The organism is Pseudomonas sp. Sample_24 (assembly GCF_004307605.1).
Taxonomy (GTDB): domain Bacteria; phylum Pseudomonadota; class Gammaproteobacteria; order Pseudomonadales; family Pseudomonadaceae; genus Aquipseudomonas.
In genome coordinates, this window is the sequence record NZ_RCNW01000226.1 from 1 (window position 1) to 21,310 (window position 21,310).

The window sequence follows — 21,310 nt, forward strand, 5'->3', positions numbered from 1 at the left end:
TATTTTATACAGTTATTTCATCTTCATCATGTCATTCATCTTTTCCAATTCATCTTTTCAAAGTCAAAAAACTACTTATGACCAAAGAATCGTCTAAAGCGCCGCCGCTTTACCCGAAGACCCACCTGCTCGCTGCGAGCGGCATCGCCGCCCTTTTGAGCCTGGCGCTTCTGGTATTTCCTTCCAGTGATGTTGAAGCCAAAAAGACGACACTGAGTCTTGAACTGGAAAGCCCTGCTGAACAACTGACACAAGATCAAGACGCTGCTGAAGCCGTTCAAGCCACAAATGAGCCGGCAGCTTCTCCTTTCGCACAGATCGAAAACAGCGTCGAAGACACACCGCAAACGGCTGAAGCCGCACCGGAACCCGCCCCTGCTGTAGCGGTCGCCGAAGAAAAGAAGGCTCCCAACCACAGGGAAGTGATCGTTTCGAAGGGCGATACGCTCTCTACACTTTTCGAGAAGGTCGGTCTTCCGGCCACTTCGGTACATGACGTGCTCGCCAGCGACAAGCAGGCCAAGCAGTTCAGCCAACTCAAGCACGGGCAAAAACTCGAATTCGAATTGAGTCCGGATGGCCAGCTGAGCAGCCTGCACAGCAAGGTAAGCGACCTTGAAACCATCACCCTGAGCAAGACTGACAAGGGCTACATGTTCAACCGGATCACCGCCAAGCCAACGGTGCGATCCGCGTATGTTCACGGCGTCATCAACAGTTCGCTTTCACAATCCGCAGCCCGTGCCGGCCTGTCCCATAGCCTTACCATGGACATGGCCAGTGTATTTGGCTACGACGTCGACTTCGCCCAGGATATTCGCCAGGGTGACGAGTTCGACGTGATTTACGAACAGAAAGTGGTCAACGGCAAAGCTGTCGGCAACGGCCCAATCCTGTCTGCACGCTTCACCAACCGCGGCAAGACCTACACCGCCGTGCGTTACACCAACAAACAAGGCAACAGCAGCTACTACACCGCCGATGGCAACAGCATGCGCAAGGCGTTCATCCGGACTCCGGTAGATTTCGCCCGCATCAGTTCGAAGTTCTCCATGGGTCGCAAACACCCGATCCTGAACAAGATCCGCGCTCACAAAGGCGTGGACTACGCAGCTCCGCGCGGTACGCCGATCAAGGCTGCGGGTGATGGCAAAGTATTGCTGGCCGGCCGCCGCGGGGGTTACGGCAACACCGTGATTCTGCAGCACGGCAACAGCTACCGCACGCTGTATGGCCACATGCAAGGCTTTGCCAAAGGCATCAAGACCGGAGGCTCAGTCAAACAGGGCCAGGTGATCGGCTACATCGGCACCACCGGCCTGTCCACCGGTCCGCATTTGCATTACGAGTTCCAGGTAAACGGCGTGCACGTCGACCCATTGGGCCAGAAAGTCGCGATGGCCGATCCGATTTCCAAAGCAGAACGCGCACGCTTCCTGGCACAGAGCCAACCGCTGATGGCGCGTATGGACCAGGAAAAAGCCACCCAGCTAGCTTCGGCGAAGCGCTGAGTCATGCCGTTTTATATAGGCGTGATGTCCGGGACCAGTCTTGATGGCCTGGACATTGCCCTGGTCGAGCAGACCTCGGCGATCAGGCTGATCGCCACCCACTACATTCCCATGCCCGATTCCTTGCGCACAGAACTGCTTGGCCTGTGCGCCAGCGGTCCGGACGAAATTGCCCGCTCCGCCATCGCCCAGCAGAACTGGGTAAAACTCGCGGCACAGGGCATCAACGCCCTCCTCACTCAACAGCACCTTACCCGTGACGATATTCGCGCGATCGGCAGCCATGGCCAAACCATTCGCCATGAACCTGCGCGCGGTTTCACGGTGCAAATCGGTAATCCCGCGCTGCTGACCGAGCTGACAGGTATTACCGTGGTCAGCGACTTCCGCAGTCGGGATGTGGCCGCTGGCGGTCAAGGTGCTCCGCTGGTCCCAGCCTTTCATGAAGCTCTGTTCGATGCGCAGCCCGGCAACCGCGCGGTGCTCAACATCGGCGGCTTCAGCAACCTCAGCCTGATCGAACCCGGCAAGCCGGTTAGCGGCTTCGACTGCGGCCCGGGCAACGTACTGCTCGATGCCTGGATTCATCAGCAACGTGGCGACAGCTATGATCGTGACGGCCAATGGGCCGCCAGTGGCAAGGTCCAACCCACGCTGTTGAAGGCGCTGCTCAGTGATCCATTCTTCGTCACCCAAGGCCCGAAAAGCACCGGCAGGGAAGTGTTCAACCTGCCATGGTTGATGCAACACCTCGCGCACCTCCCGCCCTTCGCTGCCGAAGACGTGCAGGCAACGCTGCTTGAACTGACCGCATTGACCATCACCGAGTCATTGCAAGGCGCCCAGACAGACACACAAGAAGTGCTGGTCTGCGGCGGTGGCGCGCATAACGCCACACTGATGAGTCGTTTGGCCAGCGTGCTTCCGAAGGCGAAAGTCAGCAGTACATCAACCTATGGCGTCGATCCCGACTGGGTCGAAGCCATGGCATTTGCCTGGCTCGCTCACTGCTGCCTCGAAGGCATCGCCGCCAATCGCCCAAGTGTGACCGGCGCGCGCGGGCTACGCGTCCTTGGCGCTATCTATCCTGCATAAAGCCCGGACAGCAAAACGCCGCAGGGCCTGGCGGCCATGCGGCGTTGAGTGATGCTGGAGTGCTGATCAGATCGAGAAAGAAGAACCACAGCCACAGGTAGTGGTTGCGTTCGGGTTCTTGATAACGAAACGCGAACCTTCCAGACCTTCCTGATAATCCACCTCGGCGCCTGCCAGATACTGGAAGCTCATCGGATCGACCACCAGACTCACACCTTCGCGCTCGACGATGGTGTCGTCATCGGCCACTTCTTCATCGAAGGTGAAGCCGTACTGAAAACCTGAACAACCGCCGCCCGTAACGAATACGCGCAGCTTCAAGCGATCATTGCCCTCTTCATCGACCAGGCTCTTCACCTTGTGCGCGGCACCATGGGTGAATTGCAAAGCCGTGGGGGTGAAGGATTCGACGCTCATGCTGACTATCTCCCGGCGCTAAGCCGTCATATTGCGTGATGACGCGCATTATCCGCTTCTCCTAGAAAAGCGGTCAACTATTGTTATGCTATATCAACCAACCCAACCGCCATCCGCAAATGCAAAAAGGCCCGTTCAACGGGCCTTTTTTGGTGTGCAAACCAGCTTTACGGCAGCATGCCTGCGTGGGACAGACCCAGACGTTCGTCCAGGCCGAACAGGATGTTCATGTTCTGTACCGCTTGCCCCGAAGCACCTTTGACCAGGTTATCGATCACCGAGAGTACGACTACCAGATCACCGTCCTGCGGACGATGCACCGCAATACGGCATACGTTGGCACCGCGCACGCTGCGGGTTTCCGGATGACTTCCGGCCGGCATGACGTCGACGAACGGTTCGTTGGCATAGCGCTTTTCAAACAGCGCCTGCAGATCCACCGAGCGGTCCACGACCGTCGCGTATAGCGTCGAGTGAATGCCACGGATCATCGGCGTAAGGTGCGGAACGAAAGTCAGGCCTACGTCCTTGCCCGCTGCACGGCGCAACCCCTGACGAATTTCCGGCAGGTGACGATGACCTTTGACGGCGTACGCCTTCATGCTTTCCGACGTTTCGGAGTACAGCGAGCCTACAGAGGCACCCCGGCCAGCGCCGCTCACGCCAGACTTGCAGTCAGCGATCAGGTGCGAAGCATCGGCCAGGCCGGCTTCGAGCAATGGCAGGAACCCCAATTGCGTCGCCGTTGGATAGCAACCCGGGACAGCAATCAGGCGCGCCTTCTTGATTTGCTCACGATTGACTTCCGGCAGACCATAGACCGCCTCGTCCAGCAACTCTGGCGCGCCATGCGGCTGGCCATACCACTTGGCCCACTCATCGGCATCCTGCAGACGGAAATCCGCCGACAGGTCGATGACTTTGGTCCCGGCTGCCAGCAGTTCACCCGCCAAGGCATGGGCAACACCGTGGGGCGTGGCAAAGAACACAACATCGCAGGCGCCCAGCGTCTTGATGTCCGGAACGCTGAATGCCAAACCGTCGTAGTGGCCGCGCAGGTTCGGATACATGTCGGCCACGGCAAGGCCAGCCTCGGATCGGGAAGTGATGACAACGACTTCCGCTTGCGGATGTTGCGCCAACAGACGCAGCAGTTCGACACCGGTGTAACCCGTGCCGCCGACGATACCGACCTTGACCATAAACCTGCCCTCAACGAACCCACTGGAAAGCCGTCGATAATAGGGGCCGCGCGCGCCTGCGACAACCGGCAAGGTGACGTGCGGACGCTCAAGCCTCTACTATTCCGGCTACCGTGAATCCTGGGATAACTAAAAATGCTTTTTCTGTGGCTTAAAGCGCTTCATATCGTCAGCGTCGTTTGCTGGTTCGCCGGCCTGTTCTACCTGCCGCGCTTGTTCGTTTATCACGCTCAAAGCGAAGACACCGTCAGTAAGGAGCGTTTCAGCATCATGGAGCGCAAGCTGTACCGGGGCATCATGGGGCCGGCGATGATTGCGACCCTGATCTTCGGCGGCTGGCTGATCAGCCTGAACCCCGGCGCTTATTTCAGCCAAGGCGGATGGATGCACGCCAAATTGAGCCTGGTGGTATTGCTGATCGGTTACCACCACATGTGCGGTGCGCAGGTAAAGCGTTTTGCCCGTGGCGAAAACACCCGCAGCCATGTCTTTTTTCGCTGGTTCAATGAAGTGCCGGTTCTGATATTGCTGGCAATCGTAATTCTGGTCGTCGTTCGGCCGTTCTAATTCCAACAGATAACTTACCGGGGTACTTCCAATGTCGCTGCCCGCTCTGCTCGAACAACGTCTGCGTTTGCCCGTGGTGGCAGCGCCGATGTTCCTGATATCCAACCCGCAACTGGTGCTCGCCTGCTGCCGTAATGGCGTGGTAGGCAGTTTCCCTGCGTTGAACCAGCGCGAGAGCAGCGGCTTCAAAGCCTGGCTGGAGGAGATCGAAGCAGGACTGGCAACAATGGAAGAACCTGCGCCATACGCGGTGAACCTGATCGTCCACAACAGCAACCCTCGGCTCCAGGCTGACCTCGATATCTGCATCGAACACAAAGTGCCGATCGTGATCACCAGCCTCGGCGCGGTGAAAGAGCTGGTCGACGCGGTCCACAGCTACGGTGGCCTGGTGTTCCATGACGTAACGAACCGCCGCCATGCAGAGAAGGCCGCCGAGGCCGGTGTGGATGGCCTGATCGCCGTCGCCGCAGGCGCTGGCGGGCATGCCGGGACCTGGAGCCCGTTCTCGCTGATCGCCGAGATCCGGCAGTTCTTCGACAAGACCTTGCTCTTGGCTGGCTGCCTTAACCACGGCCACGAAATTCTGGCGGCGCAATTGCTCGGTGCAGATCTTGCCTACTTCGGCACGCGATTTATCGGCACAACCGAGAGTCATGCACCCGACGCTTATAAAGAGATGCTGCTGACGTCCAAAGCGGCGGACATCGTCCATACTCCAGCGGTGTCAGGTGTGCCGGCGAGCTTCATGCGCCAAAGCCTCGAAGCTGCCGGCTTCGACATGGCGGCGCTGCAAAATAAAGGCGAGGTCAATTTCGGCTCTAAACTCAAGCCGCTGAACGATGAAGCCAAAGCCTGGAAAACCGTGTGGTCCGCAGGCCAGGGCGTAGGCGAAATCGATGACCTGCCGAGTGTTGACCAATTGGTCGCGCGCCTCGACGCCGAGTATCGCAAGGCGCTGGAGCACGCCGCTCAATTACCCAAGCGCTGGCCACGCTGAAACAAAAACAGGCCAGTCCACATGGCTGGCCTTACACTCGCTGTACTAAAACTCTCGCGACAAGGATGCCTCGGCAATGAGCGAAGACCGTTTCAAGATCGTGTTCGACGGCGCTCTGCTACCAGGTGTCGATATTGGCACCGCCAAACTCAATCTCGCGGCGCTGTTCAAGAGCGACGTCACCGCCATCGAACGCTTGTTCAGTGGCCGGCCTGTTGCCCTCAAGCGCGATCTGTCGCACGCCGATGCACAGACCTACCTCCAGGCTCTGAAGAACACCGGCATCGATGCGCGTATCGAATCCGAACCTTCGATCCAATTGCATCTGTCCGACGTTCACGATCATGTGCCCGCTGACGCGATAGCAGAGCCGCAGTCTCCTTATGCACCTCCTCGAGCCATTGTCGGTGAAGGTGTTACAGGGTTCGCCACACTCAAACCATTTGGCGTTGAAGGACGTATCGGGCGCCTGCGTTTTCTCGCCTGGTCGATGGTGCTTGGACTTGTGACAATGGCCGTTGTCGGTGTATTCGCCCTGATTGGCCTCGCGCTTGTCAGCAGCGACTCGACTGCCGGCCTGATCATCGCTGGCATTATGGCCTTCTCCCTCTGTCTGGCGTTCCTCATCGCCAGCATCATGATCAGCGTCCAGCGCTTGCACGATATTGGCTGGTCAGGCTGGCTGTGGTTGCTCAATCTTGTGCCGTTCGTGGGCAGTTTCTTTCCGCTGTTGCTGCTGGCGATGCCGGGTAACCAGACTGCCAACCGGTACGGCGCTCCGCCGCCACCCAACAGCACTGCCGTCAAAGTGTTATCCGCGTTATGGCTGGTGGTGATCGCGCTGTTTATCGTCGCAGCTCTGGCGGGCGGCCTTTCGGCCATAAAGGATGAGTACGAAAACACACTCGAAAGCAGCTACCAAAGTGGCTCGGTCACCACCGACGAAATTGAAGTCGAAGTCGAACCTGACGCAAATTCGGCCGCCGATGCAGCCGAAGAAGCCCAGCCCCCTGTAGACTCTGCCAAAGAATGAACAGCGCTCCCCACCCGTGACACCCGCGTCGCGGCGCGGAGCTGTTGCGATGGAGAACTGCATGACCCGTTACGCTCTGATCACTGGCGCTTCCAGCGGCATCGGCCTGGCGATGGCCGAAGCGCTGGCCCGCCGCGGACGCAGCCTGCTTCTGGTGGCCCGACAGCGTGATCAGCTGGAAAGTATTGCAACTGAATTGACGCAACGCTTTGGCGTGGAAGTGCTGTTCCGCGCCTGCGACCTGGGGGAACCGCTGCGGTTGTCCGGGTTCCTGCTGGAGTTGGAGGAAGGTGACCGTCAGATCGATCTGCTGGTCAATTGCGCCGGTATCGGCACCTGCGGTCCCTTTCTGGCCCAGGACTGGATGACCGAGCAAGACCTGATCGAAGTCAACATCCTGGCCCTCACGCGTTTATGCCACGCCATCGGTAACAGTATGGCGCTACAAGGCGGCGGGCAGATCCTGAATGTCGCTTCGGTCGCAGCGTTCCATCCTGGTCCGTGGATGAGCACTTATTACGCGAGCAAGGCCTACGTGCTGCACTTCTCCGAAGGGCTGCGCGTCGAGCTGAAAAAATGTGCGGTCAAGGTCTCGGTGCTCTGCCCTGGTCCGACGCGCACCGGATTTTTCCGTACCGCGCAGTTGAACACAGACAAACTGGCCGACAGCAAACTGCTGATGAGCCCGCAAGAAGTGGCGCTCTACACCGTACGGGCTCTTGAGAAAAACCGCGCAATCATTATTCCGGGACGGCGCAATCGCTGGCTCGCCGCCCTGTCCCGGTTCGGCTCGCGCTGGCTGATCCGGACAATCACCGGCATGGTCAACAAGGCTTATTGCCCGCGCTAAAAGGTCTGGCAGGTAAAAAGCTGGGCTCGGGCAAATCCCATGAGTACACTCAGGCCAGCCCAAACAACGGAGAAAACAGCTGTGGATACTCTGTTCACCAAGATCATAAACCGGGAAATTCCGGCGAAGATCATCTACGAGGACGACCAGGTTCTGGCCTTCCACGACATCGCCCCACAGGCACCGGTACATTTTCTGGTGATTCCGAAGAAGCCGGTGCGCACCCTGAATGACCTGACCGAAGACGACAAGGCATTGGCCGGGCACATTCTGTTTACCGCCCAGCGCCTGGCTTTGGAGCTTGGTTGTGAGAAGGGCTTTCGCGTTGTCATGAACTGCAATGAAGAAGGTGGACAAACTGTCTATCACATTCATATGCATGTGCTGGGTCAGCGCCAGATGCACTGGCCGCCGGGCTGATGACAACACACCCGATGGGAACGGCCAAGTGGCGCTCCCATCGGGGTATCACAACATTGTCATGGCAACTGCAGCACAATGACCCAGCGCAAACCTTCCCCGGCCGATTGGGTTAAACTGGCCGCCGAGATTCCTCCGGAGGTCAGCATGACTACCCAACGTCACTACTCGCCGATTGACCGCCTTCTGCTGCAAGCCGATGCCGCGATGCGTACTTTGCTGCCTTTCAGTGGCCAGCCATACCGCCCGTCACCCGCCATCGTGCAGCCGGACGTGAAAATGAGCGATGAAGAGACCCGGCACGTCGCCGGCCTGATGCGCATCAACCATACCGGCGAAGTCTGCGCCCAGGCGCTGTACCAGGGCCAAGCCCTGACCGCCAAGCTGCCGCAAGTGCGCGCCGCCATGGAGCATGCCGCCGAAGAAGAAGTCGACCATCTGGCCTGGTGCGAACAACGCATCCATCAGTTGGGCAGCCACACCAGCATTCTCAATCCGCTGTTCTATGGCATGTCGTTCGGAATCGGCGCTGTTGCCGGGCTGATCAGTGACAAAGTCAGCCTGGGTTTCGTTGCAGCGACCGAAGATCAGGTGTGCAAACACTTGAACGAACACCTTGAGCAACTGCCGGCCGAGGATGAAAAGTCCCGGGCGATCCTGGAGCAAATGCGCATCGACGAAGAACAGCACGCCGAAAGTGCGCTAGACGCAGGCGGCTTTCGGTTTCCGGCGCCGGTGAAGTTCGGGATGAGCTTGCTGGCCAAGGTGATGACCAAGAGTACTTATCGGATCTGACCTGAGGTAGCGAGCTGGCTCGCTTCTACAAGGGACAAAAAAGGCGGCTACCGTGTGGTATTCGCCTTTTTTGTGCTCGAGAACTGTCGAATCAACCGAGCTCGATGATCTCGTAGTCGTGGGTAATTTCGACACCCGCCGCGCCAAGCATGATCGATGCCGAGCAGTATTTTTCGGCGGACAGTTCGATGGCACGCTTGACCTGGGCCTCTTTCAAGCCACGGCCCTTGACCACAAAGTGCATGTGGATTTTGGTGAAGACTTTCGGGTCCTCGGTCGCGCGCTCGGCTTCGAGGAAGGCTTCACAGCTCTCGACAGCCTGGCGGGATTTCTTGAGGATGCTGACCACATCGAAGTTGCTGCAACCGCCAACACCCAGCAGGAGCATTTCCATCGGCCGGACACCCAGGTTGCGGCCGCCAGCGTCGGGCGGACCATCCATGACCACGACATGACCGCTACCGGATTCGCCGAGGAACATGGCTTCGCCAGCCCATTGGATGCGTGCCTTCATCGCCAAGACTCCACTGTATAAAAAAGGGTCGCCAGCTTAGCACAGGCCCCGCGGTAGACGGCGGCCTCGTCGTGGGACGCAACCTACGGACTCGTAGGTAATTTCTCGAATAATGTCGGAAGTGTCTGTTAAGCTGACGCCAATTCGCTGACGCATAACCAGCCTTTGCCGCGGCTTGCGCAATTCATAAAAAAATCAAACATACCGTGCAGTTTTTTCGGGATACAACCATGGTTGCTATTGCCCCCACACTCAAGATCAAGAACCTCGATAAGCTGCTGATGCATTGTCAGCGCCGCCGCTATCAGGCCAAGAGCAACATCATCTGCGCCGGAGATCGTTCGGAGACGTTGTTTTTCATCATCAAGGGATCGGTCACCATCCTCATTGAGGATGACGACGGTCGGGAAATGATCATCGCGTATCTCAATACCGGGGATTTCTTCGGCGAGCTGGGCTTGTTCGAGCAGGCGGGTCTGGAACAAGAGCGAAGCGCCTGGGTAAGGGCCAAGGTTGAATGCGAAGTCGCGGAAATCAGCTACGCGAAATTCCGCGAACTGTCGCAGCAGGATCCGGACATCCTTTACGTGCTTAGCGGACAAATCGCACAACGCCTGCGCAATACCACGCGCAAAGTGGGTGACCTGGCGTTTTTCGACGTGACTGGCCGCGTCGCGCGTTGCCTGCTTGAGTTATGCAAACAACCAGACGCCATGACCCACCCCGACGGCATGCAGATCAAGGTAACGCGTCAGGAAATCGGGCGGATTGTCGGGTGTTCCCGGGAGATGGTAGGTCGCGTGCTCAAGGATCTTGAGGAGCGCAACCTGGTGGACGTCAAAGGCAAGACCATGGTGGTCTTTGGCACACGCTAGGCACTGAACATCTGTTTGAGCATCAGACGGTAGAGCTCGTCCAGACGGGCCAGTGCATCCGGCGCCGTGAATTTCTCGTGCAGGGCGATGTGGCTTTCGGCTCGCACTCGCTGGTCCAGGCCACAAGCCTCGTTGAAACGATTGACCGCCGCGACCATCGACTCTCGTTCGTTATCAATCAACATCGCCCCGTGCACCAGGCCCACCGGACGCTGGCCGCCCTGACTCTGGCGCCAGCGCTGGGCGGTGCCGACCATCTTGCGTCCGTCCAGGTTGACGTTGAAGCGACCGTCGCAAAACGCACCCGCGATTTCACCGAGGGACGAGGTGCCGCCCAACTCATCCAGCAACTGACAGATCGGGTCGCAAAGGCGCCGGTAGCCAGATTCGATACGATTCAAATCGCCTTCGCTGCGTGGCGGTGCGTAAACCAGGGCGATGTTGATTGTTGTGGCTGACTGGGGAACGGGTTCGCCTCCGGTATCGCGCAACAATACCGGCCAGCCCGCTGCTGCCGAGACCTCACAGGCAGCATCGAAGGCCGGAAGACGATTCAAACGGCGTGGCATCACCAAAGCCTGATCGCTGGGTTGCCAGAACAACAGACCGAACTCTGCATCACCGGCACAGACTGATGCCAGCAAGTCTTGTTCGGCTTGCAGGCCGGCTTCGATGGTCAGGGAGACAGGTGAGGTCATAAGGTTTTCCGTAGGACAGGGAGTCTGAGGTGTTTCTTATGCCGCTATCGCGAGCAGGCTCAGTCCTACAGGGGATTGGTTCAGACCAAAATTCCAATGTAGGTGCAAGCTTGCTCGCGATGCTTATTCAGTCAAGTGTTGAACCGCTGACAGGAAGGCCGCGCTCCGGAAAGAACAGGCGCTGCAATTCAGTGCCTGGGCTTTCGGCGCGCATGAACGCCTCGCCGACCAGGAACGCATACACATCGCTGATTTCCATCAATTCGACATCGGCCCGATTGAGGATGCCGCTCTCGGTCACCACCAGACGATCCCGAGGAATGCGCGGCAGCAGGTCGAGGGTGGTTTCCAGGTTGACGTCGAAGGTGTGCAGGTTGCGGTTGTTCACACCAATCAACGGCGTGTCGAGGGTTTTCAAGGCCCGCTCCAGCTCATCGCCGTCATGCACTTCCACCAGCACATCAAGGTTGACGCTTTTGGCGACGGCGGCCAGTTCGGCCATTTTCACGTCGTCCAGCGCGGAGACGATCAACAGCACGCAGTCTGCACCCAGCGCACGGGCTTCCACGATCTGGTACGGATCGATCATGAAATCCTTGCGGATGACCGGCAACTTGCAGGCAGCACGAGCCTGCTGCAGGTACACATCGGCTCCCTGGAAGTAATCGATGTCGGTGAGTACCGACAGGCAGGTGGCCCCTCCCTTTTCGTAGCTTTTAGCGATGTCGGCAGGAACGAAGTTCTCGCGGATCACGCCTTTGCTCGGCGAAGCCTTCTTGATTTCGGCAATGACCGCCGGCTCTTTTTGCTTCGCCTGTTCGATCAATGCCTTGGCAAAACCACGGGGTGCATCGGCCGCCTTGGCCAGGTTTTCCAGCTCGGCGAGGCTTACGCGAGCACTACGCTCGGCAACTTCCTCGACCTTGCGCGCCAGAATCTTTTCCAGAACCGTCGGTACACTCATCCCTCATTCTCCACTTTGAATACCGCGGTAAACGCACCCAACTCCTCGAGCTTTTCCCGAGCGAGACCGGTATGCAGCGCATCGTGCGCCAGGGCAACGCCCTCTTTCAGGCTGCTGGCATGGTCGGCCGCGTACAACGCAGCGCCGGCATTGAGCATGATCATCTCCGCCGCCTTCTGACCGTTTTCGGTCTTGCGCTTGCCCAGGGCATCACGAATCAGCTCGAGGGACGCCGCCGGGCTTTCCACCGCCAGGCCATGCAGGCTTTGGCTCTTCATGCCCAGGTCTTCCGGCTCGACCCAATACTCGGTGATTTTGTCGTCCTTGAGCTCCGCCACGAAGGTCGGTGCCGCCAGGCTGAACTCATCCAGGCCATCTTTGGAATGCACCACCAGCACATGCTTGCTGCCCAAACGCTGTAGCACTTCGGCCAATGGCCGGCACAATGCCTGGGTGAACACGCCCACTACCTGATGCTTCACACCGGCCGGATTCGTAAGCGGGCCGAGCATGTTGAACAGCGTGCGCAGGCCAAGCTCCTTGCGCGGACCGGCGGCGTGTTTCATGGCGCTGTGATGGGTCTGGGCAAACATGAAGCCGATACCGACGTTGTCGATGCAGCGCGCCACCTGGACCGGCGTCAGGTTCAGGTAAATACCGGCCGCCTCCAGCAAATCGGCACTGCCGCTCTTGCCCGAGACCGCACGGTTACCATGCTTGGCCACGGTGCAACCGGCTGCCGACACCACGAAAGCGGAAGCGGTCGAGACGTTGAAAATGTTGGCGCCATCACCGCCGGTGCCGACCACATCGACCACGCCGTCGAGGGTCTTGAGTTCGACCTTGTCTGCCAATTCGCGCATGACCGACACGGCACCGACGATTTCGTCGATGCTTTCGCTTTTCATGCGCATGGCCATCATGAATGCGCCGATCTGCGCGTCCGTGCATTGGCCGGTCATGATTTCGCGCATGACATCGCGCATCTCATCGGTGCTGAGGTCGAGCTGTTCGACGATACGACTCAGGGCTGTCTTGATATTCATGAAAAGTCCTTAGCGCGTGCCGCCGGTTTGTTTGAGGAAGTTGGCGAATAACTCATGGCCCTGCTCGGTGAGGATCGATTCAGGATGGAACTGCACGCCTTCGATGTTCAGAGTCTTGTGACGCAAGCCCATGATCTCGTCGACCGAGCCGTCTTCGAGCTGAGTCCATGCGGTCAGTTCGAGACAATCAGGCAAGGTTTCGCGTTTGACGATCAACGAATGATAGCGCGTGACCGTCAGCGGCATGTTCAGGCCGGCGAAGACGCCCTTGTCTTCGTGGAATACCGGGCTGGTCTTGCCGTGCATGACCTGGCGGGCGCGGACCACATCACCGCCGAATGCCTGGCCGATGGATTGATGGCCCAGGCACACGCCCAGAATCGGCAACTTGCCGGCGAAGTGTTTTATGACGTCAATCGAGACGCCAGCTTCGGTCGGCGTGCAAGGACCGGGAGAAACAACGATGCGCTCGGGGTTGAGGGCTTCGATTTCGGCAACAGTAAGCTCATCGTTGCGCACGACTTTGACCTGGGAGCCCAGCTCACCAAGGTATTGCACAACGTTGTAGGTAAAAGAGTCGTAGTTATCGATCATCAGCAACATGGCGTTAAGAACCTCTTGAATTCACTGACTTGAACAGCCTTCGAAGGATTACCCGCAGCGCCCTGCACTTTGTCGTTCGCTGCAATCGCGCGGCAAGGCGGTATGTCACGGGTTAAGAAGGCAAAGCGGTAAAGATCCGGCCGGGCCGGCAGAAGGATTCAGGCGCGCCAACGCCAACGGGCGTGTGCCTTGATGACTTGATCCAGGAGTTTGCTGACGATCAACACGGGGAAGGTCTCATTTATACGTCCGGGCACAGTAACTTAGCCGAGCGGAGCGTGCAATATGGCGCGAACGAAGCTCAGGTAACAAACGGCGGGTTCGCGCCGAATGGCATCTGCTTCTATAGTTTTTGGCACGATCGTTTCATCCACTAAAACAATAAAAAAACGGACTTGCCCATGCCAGGAAAAACACTGTTCGTACCAATCGCCGGTTGCATGCTTGCAATGGCTTGCGCCCAGGCGATGGCCGCGCCTAATCCTTACTCGAACTTCATCGTGTTTGGCGACAGCCTCAACGATGCAGGACAGTTCACCGATACCGGAGGCCCTCCCGGTTCGACGCTTCGCTTCACTAACCGAACCGGGCCGACTTACCAGGACGGCAGTGGCGAAGTGTATTCCGCCAACTCGACGCAGTTGCTGGGTGCAAGGCTCGGATTTTCCGCGGACGATACTGCCGCGTCGACCTCTGCGGCGCGCGCCAGCCAAGGGTTGCCCGATGGCAATAACTGGGCCGTGGGCGGCTACCGCACCGACCAGATCCTCAGTTCAATCACTACCGTCTCCGCCACTGGCGAGCGCACCCGCGCTGGCTATCTACCGACCAACAACTTGCGCGCCGATCCGAACGCCCTGTACTACCTCTCCGGCGGCGGCAACGATTTTCTCCAGGGACGGGTGCAAAGTGGCGTTCAGGCCAATGCCGCTGCGGACCGCCTGGCCAACAGCGCTCAGGTCCTGCAAACCGCCGGTGCCCGTTACATCATGGTCTGGCTGCTGCCTGACCTGGGTCTGACCCCGGCTATCAATGGCACCCCGCTGCAGACGCCCTCCTCGCAACTGAGTGCGGCCTTCAACCGGCAACTGGTCAATCGGCTGGCGGGCATCGATGCGCAAATCATCCCGTTGAATATTCCATTGCTGTTGCAGGAAACCTTCGCCGACCCCGCGCGTTTCGGCCTCGCCACCGGCCAGAACTTGACTGCCACATGCTTCAGCGGCGAAGGCTGCACTGAAAACGCTGCCTTTGGTATCAACAGCGCCACGCCGGACCCGAGCAAGCTGATCTACAACGATGGCGTTCACCCGACTGAAACGGGGCAAAAGCTGATTTCCGACTATGCCTATTCCTTGCTCGCCGCGCCTTGGGAACTGACGCTGCTGCCAGAAATGGCCCACGCGACCTTACGCGCCCACCAGGACGAACTACGCAGCCAATGGCAATCGGACTGGGAAAATTGGCAGGCGGTCGGGCAATGGCGTGCGATCGTCGCCGGCGGCGGTCAGCACCTTGATGTCGATAGTCAAAACAGCGGCGCCAGCGCGGATGGCAGTGGCTATAACTTGAATATTGGCGGCAGTTATCGTCTTGACGACGCCTGGCGCGTGGGTGTGGCGGCAGGGTTCTATCGACAGAATCTGGAGGCCGGCGATAACGATTCAGACTACAAACTCAACAGTTACCTGGCGACCGTGTTTGCCCAATTCCAACAGAACCGCTGGTGGGCCGATGCCGCGTTGACCGGTGGCAAGCTCAATTACGACGACCTCAAACGCAAATTCGATCTGGGTGCCAGCGAAGGCTCGGAAAAAGGCGATACCGATGGCTATCTCTGGGCTTTCGGTGCACGGGTTGGCTATGACATTGCGCAGCCGGGCAGCGACTGGCACCTGTCGCCGTTCATCAGCGCCGACTACGCGAAGGTTGAAGTCGACGGTTATTCGGAAAATGACAACCGCTCCACGGCTTTGACCTTTGACGACCAGAAACGCGATTCAAAACGTCTCGGCGCCGGGCTGCAGGGCAAATACCAGATCACCCCTCAAACCCTGGTGTTCGGTGAATATGCCTATGAGCGCGAGTATGAAGATGATGTGCAGAAGGTGAATATCGCGCTCAATAGCCTGCCAACCCTCGACTTCACGCTTGATGGTTATACGCCGCAAAGCCACCTGAACCGCGTGAGTCTGGGCGTGAGCCACAAGTTGACGGCTGACCTGGCGTTGCGCGGTGGCTACACGTTCCGCAAGGATGATGACTTTACCCAGCAAGGGCTTACCGTCGGGGTTGCGCTGGACTTCTGATCCGGCAAACAGCAGGCACAAAAAACGCGGCACCCTCTCGGGTGACGCGTTTTTCTATTGCCGGTGAGTTCCTTGTGAAAACTCAGCTTGCCGGGGTTTGCTCGGCCAGGGCCACGGCACGGAACATCGCGCGGCGCTTGTTCAGGGTTTCTTCCCATTCCAGCGCCGGCACCGAGTCGGCGACGATGCCGCCACCAGCCTGCACGTGCAGTTCGCCGTTCTTGATCACCGCCGTGCGGATCGCAATGGCGGTGTCCATGTTGCCGTTCCAGGCGAAGTAGCCGACAGCACCGCCATAGACGCCGCGTTTGACCGGCTCCAGCTCGTCGATGATTTCCATCGCACGGATCTTCGGAGCACCGGACAGCGTGCCCGCCGGCAGAATCGCCCGCAGTGCGTCCATCGCCGTCAAACCGGCCTTCAATTGCCCGGTGACGTTGGACACGATGTGCATCACGTTGGAATAACGCTCAATGACCATCTTCTCGGTGAGCTTCACCGAACCGACTTCAGAGACCCGCCCCGTGTCGTTACGGCCCAGGTCGATCAGCATCAGGTGTTCAGCGATTTCCTTGTCATCGGACAGCAGGTCTTTTTCCAGCGCCAGGTCCGCTTCTTCATTGGCTCCGCGTGGGCGGGTGCCGGCAATCGGGCGCACAGTGATCAGGTTGTCTTCGACCCGCACCAACACTTCCGGCGAACTGCCGACGACGTGAAAGTCACCGAAGTTGAAGAAGTACATGTAAGGCGTCGGGTTGAAGCAACGCAGCGCACGGTACAGATCGATCGGCGCAGCCTTGAAGTCGATCGACATGCGCTGGGACGGCACGACCTGCATGCAGTCACCGGCGAGGATGTATTCCTTGATGGTGTCGACGGCTTTTTCGTAATCGTCCTGGGTGAAACTGGAGCGGAACACAGGGTCGGCGGCTTGCTGCTTGCTGAAATCCAGGCCACGGCGCGGGGTGATCGGCTGACGGAGTTTTTCCAGCAGCTCTTCCAGACGGGCGCGGCCTTGCTCGAAAGCGTCTTCCTGTGCCGGGTCAGCCAGGACGATGGCGTGCATCTTGCCCGCGAGGTTGTCGAACACAACCACCGCATCGGACACCATCAGCAGGATGTCCGGTACGCCCAGTGGGTCCGGGTTCGGGCACTTGCCCAGACGCTTCTCCACATAACGCACGCAGTCGTAACCGAAATAACCCACCAGACCACCATTGAAACGCGGCAGGCCAGCAATGCTCGGCACGTTGTAGCGCGCCTTGAAGGTTTCGACGAAGGCCAACGGGTCTTCAACGTCGTGGCTTTCGGTCTCGATGCCATCGACGGTGACGCTGACGTGATGATCGTGAACCCGCATCACGGTGCGGCATGGCAAACCGATGATCGAGTAACGGCCCCACTTCTCACCGCCCTGCACCGACTCCAGCAGGTAGGAATTGGGCTCGTCGGCCAGTTTCAGGTAGATCGACAGCGGCGTATCGAAGTCGGCCAGGGTTTCGCAGGCAAGCGGGATGCGGTTGTAGCCGGCAGCGGCCAAACGCAGGAATTCTTCGCGGATCATGATGTGCCTCGTGGCTTGAGGGTCTAACAGTCAGGTATGCAAACGCGCCGGGGAGCCGGCCAGGATCAAGTCAGGCGCGCCAACGCCAGCGGGCCAGGGCCTTGATGACTTTCATCCAGAGTTTGCGAGTGACCACCACGATGGGATTTCCAGGAGGGGATTGAACAGCGTCGGGCAACGTTATCTCAGCGGCAGGATCCAGGCAACCGGGAATTAACTTGCGCAGATCGTCGATCACCAGAGCCGGCGACTCTTCGGCAATCGGCCGGCCATGGTTGTAGCCGTAGCTCAATGCCACACACTTGACCCCTGCTGCCTTCGCCGCCAGCACATCACTGCGCGAATCGCCGACGAACAAGGACTGCGACGCCGGGATGTTGGTCATTTTCATCACGAAAAACAGCGCGGCCGGGTCCGGTTTTTTCTGTGGCAGGGTGTCACCGCCAATGATCAGTCGAAAGTAACGGCCGATTTTCAGCTGATCGAGCAACGGTGCGACGAAGCGCTCCGGCTTGTTGGTGATCAAGGCCATCTCGACGCCCTGCTTTTGCAGCCACTTCAGGGTATCGCGAACGCCGGGGTAGACCACCGTCAACTCATGGCTTGCGCCGTAAGCCTGCATGAAAATTTCCAATGCCCGCTCGGCTTCGTCATTGTCGACTTTAGAATGATCCAGACCACCGGCCAGCGCACGACGCACCAGCACCGGGGCGCCGTTGCCGACCCACTCGCGCACCGACGCGATACCGGCCGGTGCGCGACCGAGTTTGAGCAGCATGTTATCCACAGCGGCCGCGAGGTCGGGGACCGAATCGATCAGCGTGCCATCCAGATCGAACATCACCAGCCTTGGCAGGCTTCCCGGGAACAGCTGCTCAAAACCACTCATGGGCGAGCCAGCGCCAATTCGGAACGCATCTTGTCGATGACTTCCTGATAGTTCGGCGCATTGAAGATGGCCGAGCCGGCGACGAAGGTATCGGCGCCTGCCGCAGCGATTTCGCGGATGTTGCTGACGTTCACGCCGCCATCGATCTCCAGGCGAATGTCGCGACCGGAGGCATCGATCAATGCGCGTGCTTCGCGCAGCTTGTCGAGGGTACCCGGGATGAACTTCTGCCCGCCGAAGCCCGGGTTGACACTCATCAGCAGGATCATGTCGACCTTGTCCATCACGTACTTGAGCACGTCGAGCGGGGTCGCCGGGTTGAACACCAGGCCCGACTTGCAGCCGCCTTCGCGGATCAGTTGCAGGGAACGGTCGACGTGCTGCGTGGCTTCCGGGTGGAAGGTGATGTAGGTCGCGCCAGCTTCGATGAAGTCACCGACGATGCGATCCACCGGACTGACCATCAGGTGCGCGTCGATCGGCGCGGTCACGCCATATTTGCGCAACGCCGCACAGACCATCGGGCCGATGGTCAGGTTGGGCACGTAGTGGTTGTCCATGACATCGAAGTGCACGAAGTCGGCGCCGGCGGCCAGGACATTGTCCACTTCTTCACCCAGGCGGGCGAAGTCGGCGGAGAGAATCGACGGAGCAATTACGAAGGGCTGCATGACGCACCTTTTCTGAGCAAAATCACGATGGCGCGCATTGTATACCTCATGCTTTGGCGCGCGCACCGTGAGCGCGATGATCAGTAGGCAGCGCGGTAGATCTTCTCGATATCAATCGCGCTCAATTTGCGCGGATTGTTGCGCATCAAGCGTTCAATGCCCGCGGCTTCCACAGCCATGGCGGGGATGGCATCCTCAGGCACCCCGAAACTGCGCAGACCCGCGGGGATTTCCACCGCTGCACACAATTCGGTCATGGCTTGCACGGCTTTATCGGCCGCCTCATTGACGCTCAACTGCGCGGTCTTCACGCCCATGGCCTCGGCGATATCCTGCATGCGTTCGACGCACGCCATTTTGTTCCAGGTCATGACATAGGGCAGCAGCAAGGCATTGCTGACGCCATGGGCAATATTGAAGCGACCACCCAACGGATAGGCCAGCGCATGCACCGCGCCGACTCCAGCATTGCCGAACGCCATACCGGCCATCAGGCTGGCGGTAGCCATGTCCTCACGGGCTTGCAGGTTGGACGGATTGGCGTAGGCCTTTGGCAAAGCCTGGGCGATCAGCTTGATCGCGCCGATGGCCAGGGCATCGGTGATCGGCGAGGCATTGACCGACAGGTAGGATTCGATGGCATGCACCAAGGCATCGACGCCACTGGCGGCGGTGACACTGCGCGGGCAGGTCAGGGTCATTTGCGGACTGACGAGTGCCACGTCCGGCAACAGGTAATCGCTGACGATGCCCTTCTTCAATTGCGCGACCTTGTCGGAAAGGATCGCCACATTGGTCACTTCTGAACCCGTACCGGCGGTGGTCGGGATCGCGATCAGCGGCGGGCCTTTGCGCGGTACCTGGTCGACGCCGAACAAATCCTCCAGCGCGCCGTGATAACCGGCATACGCCGCAACACTCTTGGCAATATCGATGGCACTGCCGCCACCCAGGCCGATCAAGCCGTCATGCCCGCCTTCGCGGTAGACCCGCATGCAGTCTTCGACAATGGCGATTTCCGGATCGGGCAGCACCCGGTCGAAGATCTCGTAGGTTCGATCCCCCAACTGCGCCAGCGCCAGCTCTACGGTGCCGGACCTGACCAGCGCAGCGTCGGTGACGATCAGCGGGTTGTCGATGTCCAGTCGAGTGAGCTCGGCCGACAGTTGCTCGATGGCCCCTGCGCCGGTGATCAGTTTGTGAGCGATTTTGAAAGAGGAAAGACTCATGTGCGCAGCCTCTTATAGATAGGGGAGCTGGGCACAATAGTAGCTGGGGATTGGGGGTTGTCTGCCATTCAGGTCATGAATGAGCGAGCCTGTAGCACGATCGTTCCCACGCTCCGCGTGGGAATGCCTCAACGGACGCTCCGCGTTCGGCTCTGGATTGAGACGCGGAGCGTCCCGGGCTGCGTTCCCACGCGGAGCGTGGGAACGATCATCGCTGGCCGTCAAACCTGCGCGGTACGCAGTTTCTCGCTACGGCCACGCAGCCATTCCAGGGTCAGCAGCAGGATTACCGAGAAGGCGATCAGCAGCGTCGCGGCGGCGGCGATGGTCGGGCTGAGGTTTTCGCGGATACCGCTGAACATCTGACGTGGCAAGGTCGCTTGCTCGGGGCCAGCGAGAAACAGGGTCACCACGACTTCATCGAAGGACGTCGCGAAGGCGAACAGCGCACCGGAAATCACCCCCGGTGCGATCAACGGCAACGTCACTCGCCGGAACGCGACCAGTGGCGAAGCACCGAGGCTCGCAGCGGCACGCACCAGATTGTGGTTGAAGCCCTGCAAGGTCGCCGACACCGTGATGATCACAAACGGCACGCCCAGCACCGCATGCACCACGATCAGCGAGAAGAAGCTGTTGCCCAGCCCCAATGGCGCGAAGAACAGATAACTGGCCACACCGATGATCACCACCGGCACCACCATCGGCGAAATCACCAGCGCCATCACCAGCGCCTTGCCCGGGAAGTCACCACGGGTCAGGCCGATGGCCGCCAGCGTCCCGAAGATCATTGCCAGCACCGTCGCCGCGGGAGCGACGATGATGCTGTTCTTCAGGGCGCGCATCCATTCCGCCGACGCGAAGAAATCGTGATACCACTGCAGCGAGAAGCCTTGCAGCGGGTACACCAGGAAACTGCCGGAGTTGAACGACAGCGGAATGATCACCAGCACCGGCAGGATCAGGAACAACAGAATCAAGCCGCAGAGAATCCGCAAGCTGTAGAACCACACCCGTTCGATGGGCGACATGTAAGGACTCAGCATTTCGTTCTCCCC

Annotated in this window: 22 protein-coding genes; 10 read left to right on the forward strand and 12 right to left on the reverse strand. The window is 59.1% G+C overall.

Annotated features, from left to right (window positions below; all coding sequences use genetic code 11):
• The first annotated feature begins 77 nt into the window (after positions 1-77).
• Complete coding sequence (locus tag D8V06_RS11915) at positions 78-1,511, forward strand: peptidoglycan DD-metalloendopeptidase family protein (protein ID WP_130905956.1); 1,434 nt, start codon at positions 78-80, stop codon at positions 1,509-1,511.
• A 3-nt stretch (positions 1,512-1,514) separates the two neighbouring features.
• On the forward strand, positions 1,515-2,606 hold the full coding sequence (locus D8V06_RS11920) for an anhydro-N-acetylmuramic acid kinase (protein ID WP_130931016.1): 1,092 nt from the start codon (positions 1,515-1,517) through the stop codon (positions 2,604-2,606).
• A gap of 66 nt (positions 2,607-2,672) precedes the next feature.
• Here the strand turns inward: D8V06_RS11920 and erpA are convergent, their stop codons facing one another.
• Together erpA and argC are read right to left on the reverse strand one after the other, a co-directional pair.
• A complete protein-coding gene (gene erpA, locus D8V06_RS11925; RefSeq protein ID WP_007906865.1) occupies positions 2,673-3,023 on the reverse strand; it encodes an iron-sulfur cluster insertion protein ErpA in 351 nt (116 codons plus the stop codon).
• Positions 3,024-3,190: 167 nt separating this feature from the next.
• Positions 3,191-4,225 (reverse strand): N-acetyl-gamma-glutamyl-phosphate reductase, encoded by a 1,035-nt coding sequence (argC, locus tag D8V06_RS11930; protein WP_056853510.1) that lies wholly within the window; start codon positions 4,223-4,225, stop codon positions 3,191-3,193.
• Positions 4,226-4,360: 135 nt separating this feature from the next.
• Here argC and hemJ point away from each other — a divergent pair, with 135 nt between their 5' ends.
• The 6 genes from hemJ (at position 4,361) to coq7 (ending at position 8,890) form a co-directional block, all read left to right on the forward strand.
• A complete protein-coding gene (hemJ, locus tag D8V06_RS11935; protein ID WP_130907139.1) occupies positions 4,361-4,792 on the forward strand; it encodes a protoporphyrinogen oxidase HemJ in 432 nt (143 codons plus the stop codon).
• Between the two features lie 31 nt (positions 4,793-4,823).
• The gene (locus D8V06_RS11940) at positions 4,824-5,792 is read left to right on the forward strand and encodes a nitronate monooxygenase family protein (RefSeq protein ID WP_130905958.1); all 969 of its coding nucleotides are present in this window, start codon (positions 4,824-4,826) and stop codon (positions 5,790-5,792) included.
• Positions 5,793-5,868: 76 nt separating this feature from the next.
• Positions 5,869-6,825 (forward strand): DUF805 domain-containing protein, encoded by a 957-nt coding sequence (locus D8V06_RS11945; protein ID WP_130907138.1) that lies wholly within the window; start codon positions 5,869-5,871, stop codon positions 6,823-6,825.
• A gap of 61 nt (positions 6,826-6,886) precedes the next feature.
• Positions 6,887-7,675 carry an SDR family oxidoreductase gene (locus D8V06_RS11950; RefSeq protein WP_056853514.1) on the forward strand — a complete coding sequence of 263 codons (789 nt, stop codon included), beginning with the start codon at positions 6,887-6,889 and terminating at the stop codon, positions 7,673-7,675.
• An 81-nt stretch (positions 7,676-7,756) separates the two neighbouring features.
• Positions 7,757-8,095: a histidine triad nucleotide-binding protein gene (locus D8V06_RS11955; RefSeq protein ID WP_008027110.1), complete on the forward strand. Its 339-nt coding sequence runs from the start codon at positions 7,757-7,759 to the stop codon at positions 8,093-8,095.
• A 147-nt stretch (positions 8,096-8,242) separates the two neighbouring features.
• On the forward strand, positions 8,243-8,890 hold the full coding sequence (coq7, locus tag D8V06_RS11960) for a 2-polyprenyl-3-methyl-6-methoxy-1,4-benzoquinone monooxygenase (protein WP_056853582.1): 648 nt from the start codon (positions 8,243-8,245) through the stop codon (positions 8,888-8,890).
• 91 nt (positions 8,891-8,981) lie between these two features.
• On the opposite strand, the gene D8V06_RS11965 is transcribed toward coq7, so the two are convergent.
• A complete protein-coding gene (locus D8V06_RS11965; RefSeq protein ID WP_008061600.1) occupies positions 8,982-9,404 on the reverse strand; it encodes an OsmC family protein in 423 nt (140 codons plus the stop codon).
• Between the two features lie 230 nt (positions 9,405-9,634).
• Here D8V06_RS11965 and crp point away from each other — a divergent pair, with 230 nt between their 5' ends.
• The gene (gene crp, locus D8V06_RS11970) at positions 9,635-10,279 is read left to right on the forward strand and encodes a cAMP-activated global transcriptional regulator CRP (protein ID WP_056853515.1); all 645 of its coding nucleotides are present in this window, start codon (positions 9,635-9,637) and stop codon (positions 10,277-10,279) included.
• On the opposite strand, the gene D8V06_RS11975 is transcribed toward crp, so the two are convergent.
• From D8V06_RS11975 to D8V06_RS11990, 4 genes are all read right to left on the reverse strand, one after another.
• A complete protein-coding gene (locus D8V06_RS11975; protein WP_056853516.1) occupies positions 10,276-10,977 on the reverse strand; it encodes a lipoate--protein ligase family protein in 702 nt (233 codons plus the stop codon). The genes crp and D8V06_RS11975 overlap by 4 nt on opposite strands.
• 127 nt (positions 10,978-11,104) lie before the next feature.
• Positions 11,105-11,941, reverse strand: a complete 837-nt coding sequence (trpC, locus tag D8V06_RS11980; RefSeq protein WP_056853517.1) for an indole-3-glycerol phosphate synthase TrpC — start codon at positions 11,939-11,941, stop codon at positions 11,105-11,107.
• Complete coding sequence (trpD, locus tag D8V06_RS11985) at positions 11,938-12,987, reverse strand: anthranilate phosphoribosyltransferase (protein WP_056853518.1); 1,050 nt, start codon at positions 12,985-12,987, stop codon at positions 11,938-11,940. The genes trpC and trpD overlap by 4 nt, the downstream gene beginning before the upstream one ends.
• Positions 12,988-12,996: 9 nt before the next feature.
• Entirely contained in the window at positions 12,997-13,590 is a 594-nt protein-coding gene (locus D8V06_RS11990; protein ID WP_056853519.1) for an aminodeoxychorismate/anthranilate synthase component II, read from the reverse strand.
• Between the two features lie 401 nt (positions 13,591-13,991).
• Between D8V06_RS11990 and estP the strand changes: the two genes are divergently transcribed.
• Complete coding sequence (estP, locus tag D8V06_RS11995; protein WP_130931017.1) at positions 13,992-15,899, forward strand: esterase EstP; 1,908 nt, start codon at positions 13,992-13,994, stop codon at positions 15,897-15,899.
• Between the two features lie 82 nt (positions 15,900-15,981).
• Here estP and trpE read toward each other — a convergent pair whose 3' ends face one another.
• The 5 genes from trpE to D8V06_RS12020 form a co-directional block, all read right to left on the reverse strand.
• Positions 15,982-17,463: an anthranilate synthase component I gene (trpE, locus tag D8V06_RS12000; RefSeq protein WP_056853522.1), complete on the reverse strand. Its 1,482-nt coding sequence runs from the start codon at positions 17,461-17,463 to the stop codon at positions 15,982-15,984.
• A 70-nt stretch (positions 17,464-17,533) separates the two neighbouring features.
• A complete protein-coding gene (locus tag D8V06_RS12005; RefSeq protein ID WP_056853523.1) occupies positions 17,534-18,352 on the reverse strand; it encodes a phosphoglycolate phosphatase in 819 nt (272 codons plus the stop codon).
• Positions 18,349-19,023 carry a ribulose-phosphate 3-epimerase gene (rpe, locus tag D8V06_RS12010; RefSeq protein WP_056853524.1) on the reverse strand — a complete coding sequence of 225 codons (675 nt, stop codon included), beginning with the start codon at positions 19,021-19,023 and terminating at the stop codon, positions 18,349-18,351. Before rpe ends, D8V06_RS12005 begins: the two co-directional genes overlap by 4 nt.
• A gap of 80 nt (positions 19,024-19,103) precedes the next feature.
• On the reverse strand, positions 19,104-20,252 hold the full coding sequence (locus D8V06_RS12015; protein ID WP_130906941.1) for an iron-containing alcohol dehydrogenase: 1,149 nt from the start codon (positions 20,250-20,252) through the stop codon (positions 19,104-19,106).
• A gap of 221 nt (positions 20,253-20,473) precedes the next feature.
• Positions 20,474-21,298: an ABC transporter permease gene (locus D8V06_RS12020; RefSeq protein ID WP_130905963.1), complete on the reverse strand. Its 825-nt coding sequence runs from the start codon at positions 21,296-21,298 to the stop codon at positions 20,474-20,476.
• Positions 21,299-21,310: the final 12 nt, after the last annotated feature.

Coding starts and splice junctions, on each gene's coding strand:
- hemJ (WP_130907139.1), top strand. CDS start 4,361: ATGCTTTTTCTGTGGCTTAAAGCGCTTCATATCGTCAGCGTCGTTTGC.
- D8V06_RS11940 (WP_130905958.1), top strand. CDS start 4,824: ATGTCGCTGCCCGCTCTGCTCGAACAACGTCTGCGTTTGCCCGTGGTG.
- crp (WP_056853515.1), top strand. CDS start 9,635: ATGGTTGCTATTGCCCCCACACTCAAGATCAAGAACCTCGATAAGCTG.
- D8V06_RS12015 (WP_130906941.1), bottom strand. CDS start 20,252: ATGAGTCTTTCCTCTTTCAAAATCGCTCACAAACTGATCACCGGCGCA.
- D8V06_RS11920 (WP_130931016.1), top strand. CDS start 1,515: ATGCCGTTTTATATAGGCGTGATGTCCGGGACCAGTCTTGATGGCCTG.
- trpD (WP_056853518.1), bottom strand. CDS start 12,987: ATGAATATCAAGACAGCCCTGAGTCGTATCGTCGAACAGCTCGACCTC.
- trpC (WP_056853517.1), bottom strand. CDS start 11,941: ATGAGTGTACCGACGGTTCTGGAAAAGATTCTGGCGCGCAAGGTCGAG.
- D8V06_RS11950 (WP_056853514.1), top strand. CDS start 6,887: ATGACCCGTTACGCTCTGATCACTGGCGCTTCCAGCGGCATCGGCCTG.
- D8V06_RS11945 (WP_130907138.1), top strand. CDS start 5,869: ATGAGCGAAGACCGTTTCAAGATCGTGTTCGACGGCGCTCTGCTACCA.
- rpe (WP_056853524.1), bottom strand. CDS start 19,023: ATGCAGCCCTTCGTAATTGCTCCGTCGATTCTCTCCGCCGACTTCGCC.
- D8V06_RS11990 (WP_056853519.1), bottom strand. CDS start 13,590: ATGTTGCTGATGATCGATAACTACGACTCTTTTACCTACAACGTTGTG.
- D8V06_RS11915 (WP_130905956.1), top strand. CDS start 78: ATGACCAAAGAATCGTCTAAAGCGCCGCCGCTTTACCCGAAGACCCAC.
- D8V06_RS12020 (WP_130905963.1), bottom strand. CDS start 21,298: ATGCTGAGTCCTTACATGTCGCCCATCGAACGGGTGTGGTTCTACAGC.
- D8V06_RS11975 (WP_056853516.1), bottom strand. CDS start 10,977: ATGACCTCACCTGTCTCCCTGACCATCGAAGCCGGCCTGCAAGCCGAA.
- estP (WP_130931017.1), top strand. CDS start 13,992: ATGCCAGGAAAAACACTGTTCGTACCAATCGCCGGTTGCATGCTTGCA.
- D8V06_RS11965 (WP_008061600.1), bottom strand. CDS start 9,404: ATGAAGGCACGCATCCAATGGGCTGGCGAAGCCATGTTCCTCGGCGAA.
- erpA (WP_007906865.1), bottom strand. CDS start 3,023: ATGAGCGTCGAATCCTTCACCCCCACGGCTTTGCAATTCACCCATGGT.
- trpE (WP_056853522.1), bottom strand. CDS start 17,463: ATGATCCGCGAAGAATTCCTGCGTTTGGCCGCTGCCGGCTACAACCGC.
- coq7 (WP_056853582.1), top strand. CDS start 8,243: ATGACTACCCAACGTCACTACTCGCCGATTGACCGCCTTCTGCTGCAA.
- D8V06_RS12005 (WP_056853523.1), bottom strand. CDS start 18,352: ATGAGTGGTTTTGAGCAGCTGTTCCCGGGAAGCCTGCCAAGGCTGGTG.
- argC (WP_056853510.1), bottom strand. CDS start 4,225: ATGGTCAAGGTCGGTATCGTCGGCGGCACGGGTTACACCGGTGTCGAA.